Raw genomic sequence first — 1,737 nt, 5'->3', positions numbered from 1 at the left:
GGGGAGAGGCCGAGGACGGCGACGCCGTTGCGTCCGGCGGCGGCGCGGACGGCGTCGTCGACGGCGACGGGTGAGCGGACGATGATCGCGGCGGCGTCCAGGTCGGCGGCGCGGTCGAGCAGCGCCGCGACGGGCCCGGCTCCGATGACGCCGACGCCCAGGACGACCGCGCCGGGCAGGCGGACGGGGTCGTCGTGGGGGTCGTGGATCAGGACGCCGGTGACCGGCCGCGCCGGGTCCGGGTCGCCGGCCGCGACCTCGACCAGGGTGGATCCCAGGTCGGCGAGGATGCGGCCGAGGACGGGGGCGGGCGGCGTGGTCATGCCGTCAAGGTAGGCGATCGCAGCGCGTCCGCGGCGGGGTGGGCGACGGCCCCGGTCGAGCCGGTGACGGTCACGCGGGCCCCGCTCCGGTCACCCACTCGGTGGAGACGGTGACCTCGGCGAGCCGGCCCGGGTCGGGGTCGACGCCGAGGCCCGGTCCGGACGGGACGCGCAGGTGGCCGTCCTCCAGGACGAAGGGTTCGGTGATGTCCGTGCGGTAGTAGCGGCCGGACGCCGAGGTGTCGCCGGGGAGGGTGAATCCCGGGAGGGCGGCCAGGGCGACGTTGGCGGCGCGGCCGAGCCCGGTCTCCAGCATCCCGCCGCACCACACCGGCACGCCGTGCGCGGCGCAGACGTCGTGGATGCGGCGGGCCTCCAGGTATCCGCCGACGCGGCCGGGCTTGATGTTGACGATCGAGCAGGCCCCGAGGGCGATGGCGTCGGCCGCCGAGCGCGCCGAGACGATCGACTCGTCCAGGCAGATAGGCGTGCGGACGGTGGCGGCGAGGCGGGCGTGGCCGCGCAGGTCCTCCTCGTCCAGGGGCTGTTCGATGAGCAGCAGCCCGAACTCGTCCAGGCGGGCGAGGTGGGCGGCGTCGCCTACGGTGTAGGCGGTGTTGGCGTCGACCTGGAGCGGCACCGAGTCGCCGAAGCGCTCGCGGACGGCGGCGACCGGCGCGATGTCCCACCCCGGTTCGATCTTGAGCTTGATCCGCCGGTAGCCCTCGGCGAGGTAGCCCTCGACCGCGTCCAGCAGGGCGGGGATCGAGTCCATGATCCCGACCGAGACGCCCGCCGGGACGCGGTCGGTGGTGGCGCCGAGCCAGGAGCCGAAGGACACCGACCGGGCGCGGAGCCAGGCGTCCAGGACGGCGGCCTCCAGAGCGCCCTTGGCCATGCGGTGGCCCTTGATGTGGGCGAGCGCGGGCGCGACGCGCCAGGGGTCGAGGTCGGGACAGGCCGCGAGGGCGGGGATGAGGTGGCCGCGGAGCACGTCGACCGCGGCGTCGGTGTACTCGGAGGAGTAGACGGGGTCCTCCATGGTGACGCACTCGCCCCAGCCCTCGCCCTCGCTCGTCTCGACCCTGACCAGCAGGAGTTCCCTGGAGGTCTGGGTGCCGAACGAGGTGCGGAACGGCGAGACCAGCGGCATCGCGATCCGGCGCAGTTCCACTCCGGCGAGCTTCATGAACGGTTCCTTCCGTCGTGTTCGACCACGTACCAGCCGTCCCGGGCGAAGCCGGTGACGGTCGCGCCTTCGGCCATGAGGCCGCCGAGGGTGTCGCGGACGGCCCTCCGCCACTCCCGGGCGACGCCGAGGTCCGCCCCGAACTCGCCTTCACCGATCCCGGACACGTGGACGGGCCGGTCCCGATCGGCCGCCCGATGGACAACGCCCGCGCCTACGTCCTGG

Annotated in this window: 3 protein-coding genes; 1 reads left to right on the top strand and 2 read right to left on the bottom strand. The window is 74.7% G+C overall.

All coding sequences use genetic code 11. The features are described from left to right. Together AB0J52_RS39145 and menC are read right to left on the bottom strand one after the other, a co-directional pair. A partial coding sequence (locus AB0J52_RS39145; RefSeq protein ID WP_500188143.1) for a hypothetical protein occupies positions 1–323 on the bottom strand: 323 nt, incomplete at its 3' end. Positions 324–393: 70 nt separating this feature from the next. Further along, positions 394–1,512, bottom strand: a complete 1,119-nt coding sequence (menC, locus tag AB0J52_RS39140) for an o-succinylbenzoate synthase (RefSeq protein ID WP_500188141.1) — start codon at positions 1,510–1,512, stop codon at positions 394–396. Positions 1,513–1,529: 17 nt separating this feature from the next. Here menC and AB0J52_RS39135 point away from each other — a divergent pair. Next, on the top strand, positions 1,530–1,737 hold a 208-nt coding region (locus AB0J52_RS39135; RefSeq protein ID WP_500188139.1), incomplete at its 3' end, for a hypothetical protein.

The sequence above is a fragment of the Spirillospora sp. NPDC049652 genome, from assembly GCF_040675125.1.
Classification (GTDB): Bacteria; Actinomycetota; Actinomycetes; order Streptosporangiales; family Streptosporangiaceae; genus Spirillospora.
This window is presented reverse-complemented; position numbering and strand designations above follow the sequence as displayed.